Annotated in this window: 17 protein-coding genes and 1 pseudogene; 4 read left to right on the forward strand and 14 right to left on the reverse strand. The window is 63.8% G+C overall.

Annotated features, from left to right (window positions below):
* Positions 1-4 precede the first annotated feature (4 nt).
* From J2X62_RS02085 to J2X62_RS02110, 6 genes are read right to left on the reverse strand one after another with little or no spacing between them, the layout of a single operon-like run.
* Positions 5-991, reverse strand: coding sequence for an alcohol dehydrogenase catalytic domain-containing protein (locus J2X62_RS02085; protein WP_310176913.1), 987 nt, complete (start codon positions 989-991; stop codon positions 5-7).
* On the reverse strand, positions 988-1,863 hold the full coding sequence (locus tag J2X62_RS02090; protein ID WP_310176916.1) for an alpha/beta hydrolase: 876 nt from the start codon (positions 1,861-1,863) through the stop codon (positions 988-990). Before J2X62_RS02090 ends, J2X62_RS02085 begins: the two co-directional genes overlap by 4 nt.
* A 30-nt stretch (positions 1,864-1,893) precedes the next feature.
* On the reverse strand, positions 1,894-2,037 hold the full coding sequence (locus tag J2X62_RS02095) for a hypothetical protein (RefSeq protein ID WP_155288885.1): 144 nt from the start codon (positions 2,035-2,037) through the stop codon (positions 1,894-1,896).
* A gap of 22 nt (positions 2,038-2,059) precedes the next feature.
* Complete coding sequence (locus J2X62_RS02100) at positions 2,060-2,956, reverse strand: alpha/beta hydrolase (protein WP_310176920.1); 897 nt, start codon at positions 2,954-2,956, stop codon at positions 2,060-2,062.
* Complete coding sequence (locus tag J2X62_RS02105; RefSeq protein WP_310176923.1) at positions 2,953-3,906, reverse strand: catechol 1,2-dioxygenase; 954 nt, start codon at positions 3,904-3,906, stop codon at positions 2,953-2,955. The genes J2X62_RS02100 and J2X62_RS02105 overlap by 4 nt, the downstream gene beginning before the upstream one ends.
* Positions 3,907-3,948: 42 nt before the next feature.
* Positions 3,949-5,217 (reverse strand): Rieske 2Fe-2S domain-containing protein, encoded by a 1,269-nt coding sequence (locus J2X62_RS02110; protein ID WP_080731842.1) that lies wholly within the window; start codon positions 5,215-5,217, stop codon positions 3,949-3,951.
* 255 nt (positions 5,218-5,472) lie between these two features.
* On the opposite strand from J2X62_RS02110, the gene J2X62_RS02115 reads away from it, so the two are divergent.
* Both J2X62_RS02115 and J2X62_RS02120 read left to right on the forward strand, forming a co-directional pair.
* Positions 5,473-6,468, forward strand: a complete 996-nt coding sequence (locus J2X62_RS02115) for an NAD(P)/FAD-dependent oxidoreductase (RefSeq protein ID WP_032385614.1) — start codon at positions 5,473-5,475, stop codon at positions 6,466-6,468.
* A 43-nt stretch (positions 6,469-6,511) separates the two neighbouring features.
* A complete protein-coding gene (locus tag J2X62_RS02120) occupies positions 6,512-6,847 on the forward strand; it encodes a ferredoxin family protein (RefSeq protein ID WP_032385615.1) in 336 nt (111 codons plus the stop codon).
* Positions 6,848-6,851: 4 nt separating this feature from the next.
* On the opposite strand, the gene J2X62_RS02125 is transcribed toward J2X62_RS02120, so the two are convergent.
* The 6 genes and pseudogenes from J2X62_RS02125 to J2X62_RS02150 form a co-directional block, all read right to left on the reverse strand.
* Positions 6,852-7,427, reverse strand: coding sequence for a TetR/AcrR family transcriptional regulator (locus tag J2X62_RS02125; protein ID WP_032385616.1), 576 nt, complete (start codon positions 7,425-7,427; stop codon positions 6,852-6,854).
* Positions 7,428-7,462: 35 nt separating this feature from the next.
* Positions 7,463-8,986, reverse strand: a complete 1,524-nt coding sequence (locus J2X62_RS02130; protein WP_310176937.1) for an aldehyde dehydrogenase family protein — start codon at positions 8,984-8,986, stop codon at positions 7,463-7,465.
* An 80-nt stretch (positions 8,987-9,066) separates the two neighbouring features.
* Entirely contained in the window at positions 9,067-9,873 is an 807-nt protein-coding gene (locus J2X62_RS02135; protein WP_256983372.1) for a 2-keto-4-pentenoate hydratase, read from the reverse strand.
* Between the two features lie 75 nt (positions 9,874-9,948).
* A pseudogene (locus tag J2X62_RS02140) lies at positions 9,949-11,199 on the reverse strand (multidrug effflux MFS transporter); the annotation flags it as partial.
* Positions 11,174-11,689: a hypothetical protein gene (locus J2X62_RS02145; RefSeq protein ID WP_310176939.1), complete on the reverse strand. Its 516-nt coding sequence runs from the start codon at positions 11,687-11,689 to the stop codon at positions 11,174-11,176. The pseudogene J2X62_RS02140 and the gene J2X62_RS02145, both read right to left, overlap by 26 nt.
* Entirely contained in the window at positions 11,680-13,617 is a 1,938-nt protein-coding gene (locus tag J2X62_RS02150) for a primary-amine oxidase (protein WP_167325245.1), read from the reverse strand. Before J2X62_RS02150 ends, J2X62_RS02145 begins: the two co-directional genes overlap by 10 nt.
* A 281-nt stretch (positions 13,618-13,898) precedes the next feature.
* Between J2X62_RS02150 and J2X62_RS02155 the strand changes: the two genes are divergently transcribed.
* Positions 13,899-15,911, forward strand: coding sequence for a GMC family oxidoreductase N-terminal domain-containing protein (locus J2X62_RS02155; protein ID WP_310176943.1), 2,013 nt, complete (start codon positions 13,899-13,901; stop codon positions 15,909-15,911).
* Between the two features lie 85 nt (positions 15,912-15,996).
* Here J2X62_RS02155 and J2X62_RS02160 read toward each other — a convergent pair whose 3' ends face one another.
* Positions 15,997-16,833, reverse strand: coding sequence for an alpha/beta hydrolase (locus J2X62_RS02160; protein WP_310176948.1), 837 nt, complete (start codon positions 16,831-16,833; stop codon positions 15,997-15,999).
* 4 nt (positions 16,834-16,837) lie between these two features.
* Positions 16,838-18,286 (reverse strand): APC family permease, encoded by a 1,449-nt coding sequence (locus tag J2X62_RS02165; protein WP_032385621.1) that lies wholly within the window; start codon positions 18,284-18,286, stop codon positions 16,838-16,840.
* A 411-nt stretch (positions 18,287-18,697) separates the two neighbouring features.
* Between J2X62_RS02165 and J2X62_RS02170 the strand changes: the two genes are divergently transcribed.
* Positions 18,698-19,534, forward strand: coding sequence for an alpha/beta hydrolase (locus J2X62_RS02170; protein ID WP_310176952.1), 837 nt, complete (start codon positions 18,698-18,700; stop codon positions 19,532-19,534).
* Positions 19,535-19,632: the final 98 nt, after the last annotated feature.

Consider the following 19,632-nt stretch of genomic DNA (forward strand, 5'->3'; position numbering starts at 1 on the left):
GTCGTCACTTGGGAATGACCACCGCTCGTCCACGGACCTTTCCCGCGCCGAGCTTGTCGAGCGCAATCCCGGTCTCGTCCAACGAGAAACTCTCGTAGTCCAGCGTCAGATCTCCTGCAGCCAACAGTGCAGCGAGTTCGGGAACCGTGGCACGCGCGGACTCCTCGCGCCGAATCATGTTGACCGGCAACAGCGCAACGTCGTCGAGCAGCCAGTTCGACAGCCCGATCGACACGTCGTTGCCGGTGACGTATCCGATCGATACCGCGCGGCCGCCGGGGCGCACCCAACGGGATCTGACGATGAGATTCGACCCGCCCAGTGTGTCCACCAGCAGGGTGGCCGCGCGCTGCTCGGCGAGTACGGCGAACTGCTCGTCGTCACCGGCGACCAATGCGGTGGCACCGTCAGGGACCCGCGACGCCTGCTCGCGGTCGGCTACGAGGGCCGTCACCGTGGCTCCGTACCGCAGGGCCAGCTGGGTGACCATCGAGCCGACGGCACCGGCGGCACCGGCCACGATGACGTGTTCCTCGGCAGCGCTGCCGACGTCGGGCAACCACGAACCGAGTCGACCGACGTCGACCAGTGCAGCGCGGGCGGTCGTCGTCGGAACCCAGAATGTCGCTGCGACCTCGGGTGAAAGACCGTGGGGCACTTCGACCAAAGCCTTGTCCTTGACGACGACGTACTCGGCCCACGTTCCGTTCTTGAACAGTCCGAGGCCACCGCCGCGCAGAACGACCTTGGTGCCGGGCTCGAACACGGCGGACTCGACGACGACGCCGCTGCCCTCCACGCCTCCGGTGTACGGCAACGTCGGCTTGATACCGAACTCACCACTGGCGACGGTCACGTCGAGGTGCGCTACCGATGCGGCCTCGACGCGGACGAGTGCCTCGCCCGCTACCGGCACCGGCACGTCGACGTCTTCGACGACCGGCGCTTCGCCCCACGCGTGCACCCGGGCTGCGCGCATCGTCCCACTCATGCGATCGGGTGCTTCTCGAGGAACGCGAGGCTGGCCGCGTTGTACTCGTCCGCGTGCTCACGCTGGGGCCAGTGGCCGCAGTTCTCGAACAACAGAAGCTCGGAGCCGGCGATGTTCTGGTGCATCGCGTGTGCCTCCGGAATGTCGCCGAACGGGTTGTTGCGCCCCCACACGACCAGGGTGGGAACGGTGATCTGAGCGAGGTCCTCGGGTGTGAGGATGTTCCGCAGCCGAGTCTCCATGTTCTGCAGCGACAGGAGATTGTCGATACCTGCGATGAAATCCGGCTGGTGATAGATGGTGTGCCGAACCGAGATCAATTCCTCGCTCGCGTTGGCCGGATCGTGCATCAGCAACTGCATCCGACGGCGCGTCAACTCCACGTCGTCGGTCTCGACGGCCTTTCGCGTACTCGTGCGAATGCGATCCATGACCTCCGGATTGGCCACTGTTCCACCGGCCGCGATCATCTGCAGCGAAGCGACACGATCGGGGTTGTCGATTGCGGTCCGACCGCCCACCCAACCGCCCAGTGACTCTCCGCCGATGTGCGCCTTGTCGATACCGACGGCATCGAAGTACGCGAGCAGGTGATCCCGGTAGCGCGGAATTTCGTACGGGTAGTCCGGCTTTCCGGTGTACCCGTGGCCGAGCATGTCGATCGCGTGAACTGTGTAGCGCTCCGCGTGCGGCTTGATGTTCTGGACGAACGCTTCCAGGTGCCCGCTGGTGCCGTGCAAGAACACGATGTGCTCGGCACCGTTACCTGCCCGAAGCGATCGGGTGGGGATGCCACCTGCGTCGATGGTGCTGACACTGAAGTCGAGCCCCGCCAGTTCCGTCCAAATTGTTCGTGCGAGTTCATGCGTCACGTTGGATGCTCCTACTCAGTCGATACGGTGCTATTGGTTGATGCGATGTACTTGGGTGTTGACGCGTGCCAACGGGTTCGGGATCAGACGCTGGTGAGTGGCCAGGCGCCCGCTGAAGTAGCGCAGCGCGCCGATCCCGGTACCGATGGCCAGCGGGATGTACAGAATCTTCACGACGGTGTCCTCGTTCGCTCGATCAGGGATGTTGGCTGGCAGTGAAGAATCCGGACACCACCGCGTGGTACGCAGCGGGTCGCTCTTCCTGCAGATGGTGCGAGACGTTGTCCATCACATGCAGATTGCCGCGTTTCATCATGCGCGCGAGCATCATCGGGTAGTCGGGGGTGAGGAATGCATCCTCACGGCCCCAGATGAACAAGGTGGGCGCCTCGATCAGGCCCAATTGCTGTGTCAGGTCCTGCCATTCGCCGCGTGGGCTGTCCGACATCGCAGCGAGTGCCGTTTCCTCGGGATCGAGGCTCTGCTGGTAGCGCATGTCCAGGGTCTCCTCGGGGAGACGATCGGGGTCGCACCATTCCAGGCGGGTGATCAGCGTCCGCATCTTCTCCCGGGTGGGTCCTTCGCCGCCGTAGTAGACGTCCCGTGCGGTCCGTCCCCGATGACCGCGCTCGGGAAGTGGTGCCAGTGGACCGTAGAACACCGGCATACTTCCGGTGATCACCAGTGAGCGAACACGCTCGGGGTGCAGGGCAGCGAAGTTCAGGGCGATCGTTCCACCCCACGAGTTGCAGACGAAGTCGGCTTGCTCGATGCCGAGTGCGTCCATCAGCGCCACCGTCTTGGCCGCATGGAAGTCCCACATCGGGCCATCGATCAGGCACTTCTCCGACTGCCCGTACTGCAGGATATCCACCAGCACGCAACGTCGGTCTGCCTCGAAATACGGTGCGACGGGGCCGAAGTCACTCCACGCGGTGCATCCTGGGCCGCCGCCGTGCAGGAAGATCGTGTCCTGCCCGGTGCCGATGTCGTAGTAGTGGTAGGTGGCACCGTCCGCTTCGATGAAGCGGCTTTCCGGGGGTGCCGAAGCGGCGGGCGACTTCCCGACCGCAACCGGTGATGCGACAGTCATGAGTTCTTCTCTCCTGGCAAGGTGTGGGGTTCGATCACTGCCACGCCCATTCCCGTCAACCATTCGGGCATCGGCGAATACGCAAGGGCCTTGCCCGGCGCGAAGCCTAGAGCAGCAGCCATCATCAGCCACGTTCGTAGCTCCTGGCCACCGTTTCCTGCGTTTTCGGCAATCTGCTCGGACGTCCACTGTGTGTATTTCTGCAGATCTCCGTGTTCGAGATCGCGCAGAAACTGTTCGTCGAATTCCGGGAATATGGTCGGCTTCGCTCCGACGATGATTTCCCGTCGCCGCTTGTCGTAGCGTTCCCATTCGCCGCGCCCGTTCAACCAGGCTTCGACCAGGAACTCCTCGTCCTCGCCCTCGGGAGCGGTCCAGTCACTGGGCCACGGCAACTGGTGGGACAGTCCGCCCGAGGCGACGACCACTACGCGGCGGTCACCGAAGCTCTCGATTGCCGCGGCGATATTGCGACCGAGCTCGGCGACACGAGGAAGTGTCGGCAGGGGCGCGGCGAACACGTTGACCACCAACGGCACCACCGGGACGTCGATCCCGTCGAGCAGGTACTGAATTGCGTGGGACTGACCGTGGTCGATCTGCAGGCGTGCCGAAATGGCGACTTCGGTGCCGGCATCGACGAGGTACTGAGCCAACGCACGAGCGAATTCGGGATCGGTCTTCTGCGGGCCCTTCGGTGTTCCGCCGTCACCTGCGGCAACGACCTCGCCGACGCCCATGGTGAAGGACGGGATCATGTCCAGCCAGAACCCCCGGAAGTGATTGGATCCCACCAGAACCACGACATCCGGACGTGCTTCGACGATGCGGTCGCGGGCCGTCGCGAGTCCTTCTCGAAACGCCTCGGCACGGTCGGTGTGAACGACCTTGTCCCAGTGGGTGTTCATCAACGTGGAATGAGATGCCCCGATTCCCAGCACGATTGACATGTTTTGCTCCTTAGGTCGAGCTCGAATCAGAGGGTGAGATCATTACGGGGTCGGTACGTCGATGCCCTGTTCGGCCAACGCATCGATCCGATCCTCTGTCGTGTCCTCGGCGAGCTTGCGCCACTGCAGAAGCGAGTCGTCGGGCCGGTACAGCTTCTCCGGCGGTGCATCGGTCACCTCGACCATCCACTTGTCCTGGCTGGAGAACTGACCGTGGAACAGCCAACGGACCGCTCCGAGGTACTTGAAGTAGAAGGGAATGGTCTTGAGCCCCTTCTGGAAATCCGCCATCACTCCCACGTAGAGGTGGTTGTCCTCGTCGACCGGTACGTAGAACTCGTAGTGAATGAAGGTGGGGTAGGCGATACGCAGAACACCCGGCATACTCACCGACGCGAATCCCGGGAACTCCTGTGCCGCAATCACCGGGTTCACCTCACGGTGGGATCCGGTGTTGCCGATGTTCGTGGTGGTCTTCGGCGGGTTGCTCTTGAACCACGCCTTCCCGGTCCACTTGCCGAGGCCGGGGAAGTCCGCATCCCAGAACTGTTCCAGCTGAACTCGGTAGATCCAGCGACCGCGCTTGACGATCTTGGTGGTGTTCCACACCGGCATCGCCTTGAACAGCCGCCACAGCGCCGTTCGGTGCAGGTACTTCGCGTGTCCCTCGTCGTACCCGTTCTCGCAGGCGAAGCGCCAGTTGCCTTCTCGCGGCATGATACGCGATCCGATGACGGCAGCGTTGCTGACGAGTTCCTCGGGCAGCTGCTCGTCGATGGGGTGTGGCTCTTCACCGTCGCCGACGAAAATCCAGACCATTCCCAGTCGTTCCTCGACGTGGTAGGTCGGTTGGGTGACCTTGCCGCAGATCGGCGACTTGGGACCATCGGTGATGGCGGCCTTGAGGTCTCCGGTCTCGAGATCGAAAGTCCAGCCGTGGTAGACGCACGAGATCGTGCCGGGAAACTGCTTGTTGCCGTAGCTCAGCGGCACTCCGCGGTGGGGGCACCGATTGGCCATGCCTCGGACGACACCGCGGTCGCGGATGACGAAGATGTCCTCGCCGAGCAGCTTGACCCGTACGGGACGCTCGCCGACCTTGGACGAGAACACCACCGGGTACCAGTAGCCGCGAAAGCCTGCTCCGGCTGCCTGATACAGGGGCCAACTCGACCAGTCCTGCCTACCGGGCAGGTTGCCGTCCTTCTTCTTCTGGGCCGGCGTCTTCACTCGGTCCGCTTCTTTCGGCGGTGTCGCGACGGTAGGGCGCGATACCGTCGACGCCGCGCGGGGTTCCAGCGTCTCGCTCATATGTGCTCTCCAGGTGCAGTTCACTCGTGTCGTGGGAAGCGATCGACTTCTCGACCGATCGCTCCGAGTCGGCACAGCACATCACTGCGTTGCGGACACCACAATCGAAGCGGTCCGCCTACCGGAATTTGTCCACGCGCCCGGCTTTCTCGGACCGAGAACCCCGCCCGGTTCCGCTCAGCGGTCCAATCCACGTGATGTATCCGACGGCGGCGCCTACTGTCCCTAGGACCCAACGAACTCGAAGGAGACCCGATGACCATTCAGCCCTCGGTCGTCACGACCGACGTCGCCATCGTCGGTGCTGGCCCGACCGGACTCTACGGCGCGTACTACGCCGGCTTTCGCGGGCTGGAGACCGTAGTCATCGACGCTCTCCCCCAGGCAGGAGGGCAGGTGATGGCCCTGTACCCGGAGAAGCAGATTCGCGACGTGGCCGCGCTGCCGTCGATACGGGGTCGTGACTTCGTCGCCAATCTCGTGGAGCAGGCCGGTGCCTTCTCACCGACTTATCTACTCGGCCGTCAGGCCATCGAGCTGACCCACGAGGACGGCCTGCCGGTCCTGACCCTCGACGACGGCACGATCGTTCGTGCCGGTGCCGTCGTGCTGACCGCCGGTATCGGTACCCCGACGCCGCGGGCGATGGAGACCGGTACCGAATGGCTCGGATCCGCACTCTCCTACTTCGTCACCGATCCCACGGTCCATGCCGACCAGGATGTCGTCATCGTCGGTGGCGGTGACTCCGCGCTCGACTGGGCAGATGCACTGGCCTCGATCGCCCGATCGGTCACGTTGGTCCACCGCCGAGCCACGTTCCGAGGTCACGCCGCGACTCTCGAACGCGTGCGTTCGGGCAAGGTCGCCATCCACACGGACACCGAAGTCCTTGCCCTGGTGGGCGATCTGGAAACCGGGTCGTTGTCGAAGGTGGCGCTTCGGGCGAAGAACGGCGAGGAAACCGTCGTCGCGGCCGATCATGTGATCGCCGCTCTCGGCTTCATCAGCAATCTCGGCCCCATCCGCGACTGGAACCTCGAACTGCGAGGCCGTTCCATCGCCGTCGACCGTTCGGGTCGAACCAACCTGCCCCGCGTCTACGCCGCCGGTGACGTGACCGACTACGACGGAAAGGTCAAGCTCATGTCGGTCGGATTCGGTGAAGTCGCGACCGCGATGAATCACGTTGCGGTCGACCTCGACCCCGACCTGGTGCTCTTCCCCGGACATTCGACCGACGGCGCCTGAGCGCCTCACCACACCAGACCTCACCACACCAGGAGGAACCAGCATGTCCTACGTCATCGGAATCAACTGCATCGATCAGCTCGATCGGTCGTGCATCGAAGTGTGCCCCGTCGACTGCATCTACATCGGCGACCGCCGCAGCTACATCAACCCCAACGAGTGCATCGACTGCGGGGCATGCGAAGTGGAGTGCCCGGTGGACGCCGTCTTCGTCGACCGAAAAGCGCGCAAGGATCCCGAGCTCGCAGAATTCGTCGCAGATTCCATCGCCTTCTTCAACGAGCCGTTGCCGGGAAGAAGCGAGCCGATCGGTGATCCGGGCGGATCTCAGAAATTGGGACCGTTGGGCGTCGACACCGAATTCACGGCGAATCACTGAGCGATCAGCTCGCGACCAGACGCCGGAGGACTTCTCGCAGCTGCTCCAGCAGCTGCGAGGTCCTGTCGTCGTCGGAGAAGACCATGTGCTGCATCACCAGTCCGTCCAGTGCCGAGAACACCAGCTCCGAGATGCTGCCGTCGGGGTCGGGCACGCCGGCATTGTCGAGCGTGTGTCGGACCTGAGCCGCATACCGCCGGTACAGTCCACGCACGTTTTCGATCGGTAGATTACCGCGGACCGCCTGAGTGGTCTCGTCGTATTGAAGCAACTGGCGCTTACGCGAATTATTGAGTGTTGGAACGAGATTGGAGGCAAACTCGTCGATCGAGTTCGCCTCCAGCCCGACGTCGTCCGAATCCTGTTCCGCCGCTCGGCGAAACGCTTCGATCAGCAACTGCTCCCGGGTGCCGAAATGGTGCCGGACCAAGCCGTGCGCCATGCCCACGCGGGCAGCCACGGCCCGGTAGGTGACAGCCTGTACACCGGTCTCACCGGCGATATCGATGGCCGCATCCAGCAGTCGATCCCTGGTGGACTGATCGGATTCATGTTCCGTCGAGTCGTCGGCAGCGTTCATCCTCACAGCAAACCACGCTACCGACGACAGCGTCGCTACTGCCCGGCCAATCCCCACAGTGGTGGTCGATCGCCTCCGAGATCGATGTTGACCGACTTGACTGCGGAGTACTCACGGAGTGTCTCGAACGACAACTCACGTCCGAACCCGCTGTCACCTCGGCCGCCCATCGGCATCCCGGGCGGCAGATCGAACCATCGGTTCACCCACACGATTCCCGCGTCCAGGCGATCTGCGAACTGATGCGCGCGGCGCAGGTTCTGTGTCCAGACCCCGGCCGCCAAGCCGTACGGCGATGCGTTCGCGCGAGCGATCGCTTCTTCGTCGGTTCGGTAGCGTTCCGCGACGGTCACCGGACCGAAGACTTCGGTCCGCACGATCGTGGCCTGGCCCTTCGGATCGGCCAGCAGCACCGGACGATGATAGAACCCACCGTGCAAAGAGTCGTCCAGATCGAGTGGCTCGTCTCCGACGACCACCGAGACACCCTCCGCGCGCGCCCGCTCGACGTGTGCGCTGACCAGTTCGAGTTGACGACCCGACACCAGCGGTCCCATCTCGCTGCTCGGATCAGTCGCGTCGCCCACCTTGATCTTTCGGGCCACCGCAGCGAACCGCTCGACGAATTCGTCGTGGATGTCGTCGTGCAGCAGTAGACGCGAGGCTGCGATGCACGCCTGACCGTTGGCCAGATAGATCCCCATCAGCGCGTCCTGAACCGCGAGTTCGAGGTCCGCGTCGGCAGCGACGATCATCGGTCCCTTGCCGCCGAGCTCCATCAAACTCGGCCGCAGTGTGCGCGCTGCGGAACCGAGAATTGCCCGGGCAGTGTCCGGACCACCGGTGAACGTTATCTTGGCGACGTCGGGGTGCGAGACCAGAGCCGCTCCCGTCTCGGGGCCGAGACCGGTGACGATGTTCAGCACACCGGCCGGCAGGAGGTCACCGATCAACCGGGTGAACTCGAGAATGCTCGCAGACGCGTACTCCGAGGGCTTGACGACGACCGTGTTGCCGGCGGCCAGCGCGGGTGCCACCTTGTTGGCGAAGGTGATCAACGGCGAATTCCACGAGATGATCGCCGCGACCACGCCGAGAGGTTCGCGCTTGGTGTAGAGCAGGGTGTCGGGGTTCGACAGCGGAATCTGCTCGCCGTTAAATGCGCGAATGACGCCGGCGTAGAACCTGAAAATTGCCACCAATGTAGGGATGTCGGCAATTCCTGCTTCGCGGACCGGTCGGCCGTTCTCGGTCGCCAACAAGGCACCGAAACGTTCGCCGTCGGCCTCGAAGCGATCCGCGATCGACAGCAGGATTGCTTGTCGCTGGTCCTGCGTCGTCCTGCGCCACTGTCCGAAGGCGCGGACGGCCGCCGCCACGGCGGACTCCGCGTCCTCGGCCGTGCCCTGCGGCAGGACCGCCCACGGGCTTCCGACGCTGGGGTCGACCGCTTCGAAGGTGCTACGGGCGCTCACCCAGTCGCCACCGATGAACTGCTGATAATCCCCGTTGGGGACGAAAGCCGCGCGGGCTGTTTCCGACGAGAGAATGGACGACATTGTTCTCCTTCTGACGTGACACGTTGCGAGTACAACCCGCTTCCGTAGCGCGATACACGGAGAAGGGTTGTCTCGGTTTACTACTGGAAGGAAGCGCTCACCGATCCGAGGCCGGTCAGGGTGGCCGTGACCGACTGTCCTGCTGCGACCGCCCGCATCGGTCCCAAAGCTCCGGACAGAACGACCTGGCCGGCACGCAGCGGCCGACCGAGGTCTGCCGCGGTCTGCGCCAGCCAGACGACGGCTGCGACCGGATCGCCGAGGCAGGCGGCACCGGTGCCCTCGGACACCTGAGTTCCGTCGATCGACATGGTCATCTGCACCTCGGTGAGGTCCAGATCCCCGAGCAACACTTGCCGATCACCGAGTACGTAGGCACCCGCCGACGCATTGTCGGCCACGGTGTCTGCAAAGCTGATGTCCCAGTTGCTGATTCGGCTACCACATACCTCGAGGGCGGCGACCACGTAATCGGTGGCTCGTCTGACGCGATCTGCGTCGAGAGGCCCGTCGGCCAGATCTTCGCGCAATACGAAGGCGATCTCGGCCTCGACCCGCGGCTGTGACACCTGCTCGGCGGGAATGACGGCGTCGGCACCGTAGGCCATGTCGTCGAACAGCATTCCGAAGTCGGGACGGTCGACACCCAATTGCGCCTGAACGGCTTTCGACGTCAAACCGATCTTTCGGCCGACCACGACCGCTCCGGAATCCAGACGCTCGTTGTTGAGAATCTCCTGTACCGCATAGGCCGCCGTCACGTCGTCACGGCCGATCAGGTCGCGGACCGGCTCGCAGGGCTCGCCGCTGTTCGCAGCGTGATTCAGCCGCTCGGCGGCGGCCTCGATGTTGTTCTGGCTCACAGTCACGACGCAAGCTTCGGACACGGGGGCGTCACCGGCAACAACTGCGTCTCGCTCAGCGGTCCTCACCGTCGGTCCGGTGCCGACGAGAACCAGCACCAAGGCAACCGACGCCGCGAAAGCCATCATGGTCGCCACTGCGAGGGCGTCGTTGCCGAGGAGACCGACGACGGGTGCGGCTGCCGCTGCGAAAGCGAATTGGACGCCGCCGATCAAGGCCGACGCGGTACCGGCCAGGGACCCGTAGCCGGCCAGTGCTTGCGCCGGAGCATTCGGTAGGACCGTGCCCATCACTGCCAAGATCAGCAGCACCGGCACCCCGAAACCGATCAACCCGCCCGTATCGGTCGCCGCCAAGACCACGAACACGACGGCAACGACGGTGCCGATCAGCAGCGCAGAGAGCAGAACGGTTCGAGTTGTCCATCGACGAAGAACGACGACGTTGAGCTGCGAAGCTCCGATCAAGACGACTGCGCCTGCGGCAAAAGCGATTCCGAACTGCTGCGGAGTGAGTCCGAAGCTACCTTGTAGGACGAACGGCGAGGCAGAGATGTACGCGAACATCACCACCCGGCCCAGGCCACATACGAGCACCATCGAGACGAAGGCTCGATCCGTGCCGAGGCGCGCGTAATTCCGCAGAACTGTGCGTGCACTGTTCTGCTGCCGCGCCGCCGGGGGCAAGGTCTCGGGCATCGCGAACGCACCGATCGCGACCGCCGTCAGTCCCAGAGCCGCGAGGATCACGAAGATCACGCGCCACGTAGACACTTCGACGACCAGGCCACCGATCGACGGTGCCAGGATCGGTGCCACGCCCATCACCAGCATCAGCCGGGACATCATGACCGCAGCGGCGTTGCCCTGGTAGAGGTCTCGCACCACGGCCATGGCGAGGACAGCTCCGGCTGCACCTCCGAAACCCTGCAGGACCCGAAGCACTGCCAGCACCTCGATACCCGGCGCGACCACGCACCCGAGAGAGGCCCCAACATGGAGCAGCGACGCCACGATCAGTGGACGTCGCCTACCCAGGGCGTCCGACATCGGACCGATCACCAATTGGCCGACAGCGAAGCCGATCAGAGTGCCGGTCAGGGTGAACTGCACCGCCGTCTCCGATATCGCGAATTCGGTTGCGATGACGGGAAAAGCCGACAGATACATGTCGACGGTGAACGGACCGAGTGCGGTGAGCGCACCGAGCATCACGACCAAGCGAAGACGGCCCCGACCCGACGGTGCCGTCACCGCGGACGCGGAAACTCCGGTGCCGTCGGCACCGGAGTTTCCGTGTTCGCTCTCGGTCGCGGCGATGGATCTACTCACCGCCGGCACGCAGTGCACGCACCGATGCGCCCACTGCCAACACGATCTGAAGGGCTGCGAAGAACAACCCGGCCTGCATCAATCCCTCGAACGACTGCGCGGACAGAACACTGCCGGAGCCTGCCATGTCCATCGCTCCGTGCCCCATCGCAGCGTGATCCATGGCGCCGCTTTCCGCCGCCGTGTGGCTCGAGTGGCCCAGCGACGTCGACATCAACGCCCAGTGCACAGTGAGCATCGCGATACCGAAACCGGCGGTCACCGCGTACTCGCGTACGCGGTGGCCGTTGCCTTTCCTGCACGTGAACGCCACGCACAGGCCGGACAGAACGAGCATCGGCACAACCATGCCGAGCATCGCCGTGCCCGTGACGATGAGCAACACGACGTGCACCACCAGACACAGAATCGCAACAGCGGCGAGGACGGCATCGGCGAGATCGACTCCAGCCCTGATTCTTTCGCGCCCGGATGGCATGCCCACCACAGGCTCGAGGGTCAGTGACACGACGCTTCGCCCGGCTGGTCGTCTGCAGTGCTCCCGCCGTGTGCACTCGACGAAGCAGGCACGTCCAGCGCCGGGTTCTTGTCGAAGAAGTTCACCGGCAGCAGGTGGAAACCGACGACCTCGGTCGGCATGACCGGCCAGTCCTCGGCGCGCGGAATGTGTGTCACTCCCAGGGTGTGCCACAGCACCACATCCGTGTTGTCGGTCGCGCGATTTTCCGCAGTCCATCGGGGAAGACCGTCACCGGAGCGGCTCTGGTTCGGGAAGTCACCCGAGGGGCGCATTTCAGCGGGCGAGTACGGCGTCACCCACATGTTGCGGGTGCCGAAACCGGCTCGCTTGGCAATCAATGAGGGATCCTGCGCCAGCATCGTTGCCGAGGACCAACCGGGCAGGAACTTGTAACTGACCGGATTGCCCCAGGCGTTCTTCTTGGCGGTGTTCATGATCTGCCAACTGCGAGACGACTGCGTGTTGGTGTGGTCGTCACCGGTCAATTCGCGGTCGATGACCGTTTTCTTGACTCCAATTGCGTTGCCGTAGGGATTGTCCGGGCCGACAGGCACGCCGTAGGCATCGTTCTGTACGACGGTGTTCTGCCATCCGTCGATTTCGGTATCGAGCCGGAACGAGAACAGATGCTGGTGGTAGCTGGACACGATGTTCTTGGCGATCCGGGTGCCGTGCGCAGAGGTCTCGCCCTCTTCGACCGAGCGGGTCTGCACGATCCCCAGTAGCTTGACCTCCATCTGAATGGAGGCGTCCTGGTAGAAGTTCCAGTAGAAGCCGTAGTGGTAGTTGCCGACGGTGGCGATGAAGCTGACGACCAGGCGACGCGAGCGACGTACGTCGACCTTGCCGGTCATCCAGTCGGTGTGCTTCCACAGAATGCCCGCGTCCTCTTCGTGGATGCAGATCGCATTCTCGATAGTGGTCGGTTCACCGTTCTCGCCGGCATTCTCCGCGTCCAGGTACACGATCTCACCGAGGCAGTCACAGCCGAGTCGAAGCGAATTGGCGAGCTTTCCGAGGCCGAACTCGCCGGCGTCGAATGCGCTGCGCCAGAAGTGCTCCTTGGACGGGTCGCCGTAGGGTACGACCATTTCGCCCAGGGACGCGCGGTGCAGAACCGAGCGGTACTCGTCCCCGTCCAGGTACTCCACCGCATGCAGCACCAGCCCCTCGAGCGGATGCCAGTTGATCCGGAAGCGCCACTTCTGCCAGGTGAGCTCGCGGCCGTCGATCTTGAATCCGACGCCCTCGGGCTGAGTGATGACGAGCGGGGCGACGTCGGAGCGCATCGGCTGGTTCGCGTCCGCCGTGTAGTTGGCCTGCTCGACGTTCATCGGCCGAACGCCGAAGTCGTGGACGTCGATGACCTTCAGCGCCACCAGATCGACCACAGCGATGACACCCTCGATGGGGTGCGCGTACCCGTTGTCGTCGGGAAAATCGCGGTAGTACGAGACCGAGCCGGCCAGACGCCGGCCGTCGACGGGGTAATCGAGCACGCCGGGCACGGCCATGTTGCCGACGCCCCACGGATCGATCTGGACTTTGTCCATGTCGGTGATGCCGCGCAGCGCAAGCGCCTCGACGTACCGCGGATCCTGCTTGATCAGGTCGGGAGCAAGATCGAACTCCTCGAGCAGGACGGGTGCAGCACCGTCGGTGATAACGGAGGACGAGACCACGGCGTCGGCATCGAGATCGACGACGACATCGTGCGTCGTTCCGGACGCACGATCGACCAACAGAACCCTTGCGCGACGGGCGATCTCGTGACCTTCGCGGAGCAGTCGCTTGTCCGGCTCGTCGGTGTAGACCGCGGCGAACCCCGGCCTTTCTGCGATGGCCTCACGACGAACGACATCTGCGACGCGGCGAAACTCGTCGGATGTCAGGGAATCGAAGAGCGGATGACGCACGGGTGTTCCTTTCATAGCATTCATCTGGTCGAGATCTCGAGTCGCCAGCGTGTGCTTCCTACACAACCAGTGTGCGGTCGAGCGCGCAGCTCGATGTTTTGCTCAGCGGTCCTCGAGGCAGCCGGGCCTCTGTGTCGCGAGCTCCGCCCGGGCGGCCGCCGCACGCAGTATCGCGGGGCATCTGCCCCGATCACGCTGTGCCGGTTCGCTCACCGAGACTGCGGGCCCTGCGATCGATGGTCCAGGTGGACACTGGCGAATTCTGACTGAAAGGAGTTCTGGTGACTGTCGATTCCGCACGATCATCCTGGGACCGCCGTGTTTTGGCCGCACTCTGCGACACTCTGATTCCGCGAATCTCTGCGCCACATTCGGCGTCGACGGACGAGCAGGTGTTCTGGAGCACGAGTGCCTCCGATCTCGCCGTGGACCGGATTCTCGACTCGGTCCTCCCACTCTGGGCCCCACATGTGCACATCCTCGTAGGCCGCACCCTCGACGCCCTGTCGGAATCGTTCGTGGACTGCGCGCCTCACCGACGCGACGAGCAGTGGCTGACGGTGCTTGCCGACCCGTCGACTCGTCCTGGCGCTCTGATAGTGCAGAGCACGGTGTTGGCAATGTTCTACACCGTGCCGGACGAGGCGTCGAAGAACCCGACGTGGCCGGCCCTCGGCTTTGCCGGTCCGTTGCTCGAACCGCCGACCGCAGTGCAGTTTCCGAAGACCTTGACCGTGGCCGAGCTACCCGACAACGGGTCGATCACGTTGACGGTCGATGCGGTGGTCGTGGGTTCCGGTGCGGGCGGCGGCGTTGCCGCGGCCCGTCTTGCGGCCGCGGGTATGAAGGTTCTCGTACTGGAGAAAGGTGGCTATCGGAACGAGCCCGATCTACCTCAGTTGGAGGCGTCGTCGTTTCCGAATCTGTATCTCGGCGGTGGCTTCGTCTGGTCGACCGATGCCAGCGTCGGCCTGTTGGCGGGCTCGACTGTCGGTGGCGGAACCACGGTCAACTCCATGGCGTGTCTCCCGACGCCCGAGTACGTACTGGACGAATGGGTCGACGCAGGCATGGAGGGCGCGTCCTCGGACGAGTTCGGCCCGCACATCGAATCGGTGATGCAGCGGATCAACGCTGTACCCGCCAATACCGTGCACAACAGCGTCAACCGAATTCTCAATCGCGGCCTCGACGCTGCCGGACTCCATCGAAATACCCTGGCACGCAACGCCAAAGACAATGACGACCGATTCTGCGGCGAGTGCAATGCCGGTTGCCTCGTAGGATGCAAACAATCCACGATGAAAACTTTCCTTCAGGATGCCAGCGACTCGGGTGCGCAGTTGCTACCCCAGTGCGACGTCCATGAAATCGTGCACGCCGATGGCTGCGCAGTCGGCGTCCGAGCGGTGGTGAACACTCCCGACGGAGACCGGGACGTACTCGTGGAGGCACCGATCGTCGTGGTCGCCGCGGGCGCGCTCGCCTCGCCCGTTCTGCTGCAACGTTCCGGGCTGGGTGGGCCGAGCGTCGGTCGAAACCTGCACGTTCACCCCTCGTACTTTGTCAGCGGAGTGTACGACGAGGTCGTGAAGGGCTGGGCCGGGCAGATTCTCACCAGCGTCAGTCACGACTTCGAGCACGTGGAAGGCGAACACGGATTCGTCGTGGAAGCCGCGCCCATGGGTCTCGGCTTCTGGACGGGTCTCACACCGTGGCACTCCGGTGAGCAACACAAGCAGGAGCAGTTACGCCTCGAACACGTCTCCGGGGTCTGGGGCTTCGTTCGAGATCACGGCTCCGGACGGGTGGAGGGCGACGCTCACGGAATGCCGGTCGTCACATGGGGTCTCGACGATCCGGTCGACCTGGCAGTCGTCCGCCGTACGCATCAGGAACTCGCGCGCATCCTCCGGGCATCGGGTGCCGAAGAAATTTTCACGTTCCTTCCGTCCGACCCTCGCTGGCGTCAGGGCGATGACTTCGATGCATTTCTCGACACGCTCGGCAGCCTGGACGCCGCGGACATCCTGACATTGTCGGCACACCAGAGCGGCTCCTGCCCTACCGGCCTCGACCCGACGACATCGGTGGTGAACGGCCGCGGTCGCCTCCACGATTGTTCCGGAGTCTATGTCGCGGATGCGAGCGCGCTACCCACTGCGCCTGGGGTGAACCCCATGGTGTCGATCGAAGCCTACGCACGCAGAACCGCGGAATTCATTGTGCAGGAATGGGACTCGGTAATGGGTCGTTCCGCAGGCCCCACACCCACCGAGTCGGTCCAGGCCTGATCCGACCCACCTCCTCGGAAGCGCACAAAGCTCGAACGCCGGTGTGCATTGTGCACACCGGCGTTCGAGCTCGTCGACGTCGGTTTCAGCGATCCTTGGGCGTGTGCGTATCGAGGAAGCCGACGACCGCGTCGGCCACCGGTGTCGGTAGTTGCTCCACCATGGGAATGGTGCCGCCCTCGATGACCACGATGTCGACCGTCGCTGCCTGCACGAGACCGTCCCGCACGAGGCCGACATCGGGGAAGGAGAACGGGTCCGCGTCGCCACCGAGGATGAGTACCGGGGCCGTCACCTCGCCGATCCGATCTTCCATGACGTACCGCGAACACGCGATATGTCCCTCGGCCGGATCCACCCCCGGCGCAAGCGCGTCGCGCACGAAGCGATCGAGTAGGTCCGGACGATTCGGCGGATAATACGGTTCTCGCTGGCCCCACCACGTCGTGAGATGGCCACCGTGCGAGTCGATTTCCGCGACGTCGACGCCGGGGCCGTCGGCATGACCGGCACGGTATTCGGGGCCGGTGTAGGACGGCGACGACAGGATCACGGCCTTCACCCGACCTGGTACCGCACTGGCAACCTCCACCGCGACCACGGCCCCGGTGTGGTGACCCATCACCGAGAACTGATCGAGACCCAACGCATCCGCTAGATGCAGAACACCCGAGGCATACTGCTCGATCGTTTGCGGGCCAACAGGTTTGGCGGACTGACCGAATCCGTACATGTCCATGGCAATGATGCGACGGGACGGGCCGACGAGGGGCATCAACTCGGCGAATTCGTCCCACGAACGCGGGGTCTGGTGCAGGCAGATCAACGGGACTCCCTCGACTCCGGCTTCTGCATAGTGCAGTTGACCGAGCGGGGTGTCGGCGTAGCCGAAGCGCACGAGGGTCGTGGTGTCGTCGAGCACGGCTTCAGTCGACAAGGGTTCGGCCCATGTTCGCGTAGGTGTCCTGCCGGTTCTTGCGTGCGTACAGCGCAACCCCGATTGCCACCACGATCGTCGCGAGATGCAGCAACGGTAGACCGTTGATGATCACCGAATCGGTACCGGTGATGGCCGAGAAGTTGGACAGCGCGAAATATGTGATTGCTCCGAAACCGATCAGCGCCAGGGCCGGCGCAACCGTGTGGCCCCAACCGAATCGACGCTGCCGAGCGAAGAACACCAGCACTGCCAGCGATGTCGTGGTGATCAAGACCATCAGACCGACCGCTCCGAAACCGGTCAGCGCGGACGTGAGGGTCGTCAGAGGGTCGAGCCCGGCGACGGCGAAGACGATGACGACCGCCGTCTCGATCACATAGCTCGTCGAACCGGCAACCACCGGCGACTGATGGCGCGGGTGCAGGGTTCGCATCGACCGCGGCAGGAAGCCGTCCCGGCCCAGTGCGAACAAATACCGTGACGCTGCGTTGTGGAAGGCAAGCACTCCGGCGAAGCAACTCGTCACGATCAACGCCTCGAGTGTCGTTGTCCACGCGGAACCGACGAACTCGTCGCTGAGGTCGTAGACGAATGTGCCCGGGCTTGCGGCTGCCGCGGCGGTGGCGCCACTCGAACTGGCCAGGAATGCCCAGGACGTCAGGACGAAGAAGAAGCCGATGCATCCCATCGAAATGTACGTCGCACGAGGAACGGTGCGTTTCGGATCGCGTGCTTCCTCAGCGTAGATCGCTGTCCCTTCGAAGCCCTGGTAGCACGAGAACGCGAAAATCATCGCGACGCCGATGGCTCCGGGAACGAAAACCTGACTGGGACTGAACGATTCCATCGGAAAGCTGCCGATCCCGTTTCGCGCGATGATCGCAATGTCGAGCACCAGAATGACCACGAGCTCGACGACGAGGGCCACTCCGAGTACGCCTGCAGCAAGCGTGATCTTGCGATAGCCGAGCAGGAACACGATCACCAGGCCCACCAAGGTATAGACCCACCATGGAAGATCGATGCCGAAAATCTTGTTGGCGCTACCCGAGGCGAAGAAACCCATCGCGCCACTGGTGGCGCATGCCAGCGCGATGTAGGCACTGGTAGCGATGTAGGCACCGGCCAAGCCGACGGGACGCCCCAGCCCTCGCACGATGTAGGCGAAGAAGGCTCCGGCGTTCTGCACATAGGGAACCATCCGGGTGAAACCGACGGCGAACAGAAGCATGATGACGAGTACGAACACGTACATTCCGGGTGTACCGATACCTACCCCCAGTCCGATGGCGAGCGGCAGAATTGCTACAGCGCCTCCGGCGGGCGCAACCGTGGCCATCACCATGAACACGATGTGCGCGACATTCAGACTTCCCTGCGCGAGCTCGGTCGACCCCTCAGTCGTCGATGCGCTGCTCTGCGTACGTGGCACCATAGATTTCAACTCCTCCTGCGAACACCAAGGACGACGAGCGCCGTCGAATAGCGATCAGTGTGGAGAGATATTCACCTGGTCGCCATGTGAAAGGTCCGCTCAGTGACACCGAGGCCGGCCTCGACCCAGCTGGAACCCGCCATGAGCACCCGGTTTCGACGATTTCGAACCGCTGGCCAGCGGTTCGCTGACCGGAATTACGTGCACCTCGATCCTTTGCCCGGGTGGTCCACACCAGCAACGTACCGCCTGGTCGTGTGGCCCGGACGTGTACCGCTCGGTGTTCTGCATCCCCTACTCCGTCCAGGCGACGGTGCCCTCCCCGATGCGGACGACTCATCCATATTTCGGCGTGCGCAGTGGGCGAAGAATCCATCCCCCCTGAAGCCTGCTTCCCCTACTGTCGGCACCATGACCATCGATCGAGTACCTGTACCCGGCGGAGATCTCGTCGTCGAAACACACACCGGCACCAGCGAGCCCGTCCTCGTGGTGCACGGCGTGTCCAGCCAGCGCGTGCTGTGGGGCTGGCTGCGGGCGGAATCGCCACACCTGACACTGGTCGCACCGGATCTGCGCGGCAGGGGCGACAGCGTCGAGGTCACGGGGCCGTCGTCGCTCGCTCGGCACGCAGACGACCTGGACGCCATCATGGATGCCCTCGGACTCGACGCTGCACACGTGTGCGGAATGTCCATGGGTGGATTCGTGGCAGTCGAGTTCGCGGCCCGGTATCCATCTCGAGTGAAGAGTCTCGTTCTCGTCGACGGGGGTGTTCCGGTGGCACCGCCCGCCGGTCTCACCCGAGAGACCGTCGGCGCTGTGTTCGCGGACAGGATTGCTCGAACTCAGAAGCATTTCGACGCCGTCGACGAATACGTCGACTTCTTGGTCTCGACGTCGCTGCCGCTTCTCGACCCAGCCGATCCACTCCTGCGGACGTACGCCGAACACGATCTGGTCGACGGGTCGGTGCGACTGTCGACCGATGCAGTCGTCTCCGACGCCGAGGATGTGTTCTTCGGCGAGTCACGGTTCCGAGAACTGACGATGCCGATTCGATTCCTGCACGCGCAGTGGAGCATTGGTAAGAACTCGGCACCGATGTACTCGCCCGAAGACATCGATGCGCTCGACCTGACCTCGATCACCCCGATGATGGAACTCGACCATGCCGGCACGATCATGACCTCGGCCGGTGCCGCCGCCGTGGGAGCACGAATCGACGAGGCGCTGCGGAACGGGTGATGAAGCAGCACAAGGACCGGAATGGAGCGGTCCGAGGACGTCGGCTGTCCATTTCGTCAGCTGTGTCGTGCGTCTCGTTCAGTCAGACTTAGCCGACA

Origin of the sequence: Rhodococcus sp. 3258, assembly GCF_031456475.1 — a bacterium.
Lineage (GTDB): Bacteria > Actinomycetota > Actinomycetes > Mycobacteriales > Mycobacteriaceae > Rhodococcoides > Rhodococcoides fascians.